This is a genomic window from Priestia sp. 53B2, from assembly GCF_056099005.1.
Window position 1 is genome coordinate 1 of the sequence record NZ_JBLZXA010000062.1, and the last position, 911, is coordinate 911.

At 35.7% G+C, this 911-nt stretch carries 2 protein-coding genes and 1 pseudogene; all 3 read right to left on the reverse strand.

The window, feature by feature from the left end:
* Nucleotides 1–280: pseudogene (locus ACN6NE_RS31010) on the reverse strand (small multi-drug export protein); the annotation flags it as partial.
* Between the two features lie 19 nt (nt 281–299).
* Nucleotides 300–740 (reverse strand): hypothetical protein, encoded by a 441-nt coding sequence (locus tag ACN6NE_RS31015; protein WP_474329429.1) that lies wholly within the window; start codon nt 738–740, stop codon nt 300–302.
* A 1-nt stretch (nt 741) separates the two neighbouring features.
* Nucleotides 742–911: helix-turn-helix transcriptional regulator (locus ACN6NE_RS31020; protein WP_474329431.1), on the reverse strand; the 170-nt coding region annotated here is incomplete at its 5' end.

Consider the following 911-nt stretch of genomic DNA (forward strand, 5'->3'; position numbering starts at 1 on the left):
TCTTTGACCTTGTTTCTTTTTTTGTTGGACCCGTAATCCCTTTTTTCATTCTTCTTTTTGTTCGCCATGCTGAAAACTGTTTAAAAAATAGTCCTAGCAATAAAATCAAAAGAAGATTACCGATAAACGCTGTTATCCCAACCCCAATTGGTGATAATCCCCATATGACTCCGAGTGGAACAATAATAGATACATCCATCCATGGAGCTACGGCCAGCAAAAATAAAACAAGATATTGCCATACACTATTTGCATTTTGTGCCCATTCTAATAGATTCATTTCTTTTCTCCTCGCATCTTTAAAATTGATTTAACTTACGCATGGTTAACCAATATACAAGGTACTGTCCCAATCCCAAAGCTCCTATACTCAGTAACGGAATAAAGCGACTATGAGAGAAGAGAAAACAGATACCTGCTACGATAGGTAAGGCATACGTATAATAAACATATACGTTTCTACAAGCTTTAAAAGTAATCCATTGTTGCCCTTCATCTGTTTCTTGAAATTCTGGAGGTATTAACCCTAAAGAATTAACGCGATCATGGGGATGTTTACGGTTATGTAGTTGGGCTAATACTGTCCAGCATAATGTTATAGCGATTAAGGCTAAAAAAAACATTCTAGCTAACATAGATTGATTTGGATAAAAATCCATAGTAGAAATGGTAAAACATACAATGATTAAAAGAAACATACTCATAGGTATGAATGGGGATTTTATAATACGTTGTAGCATGTTATTCCTTCCCTTCCTTCAGGTAAAATACATCTTCGACAGACACATTAAATGACTGAGCGATTTTTAAAGCTAGGGCAACAGAAGGAGCATAATCTCCTTTTTCAATTAACCCAACTGTCTGCCTTGTAATGCCGACTGAATCAGCTAAGTCTTGTTGTGTCCATTTAA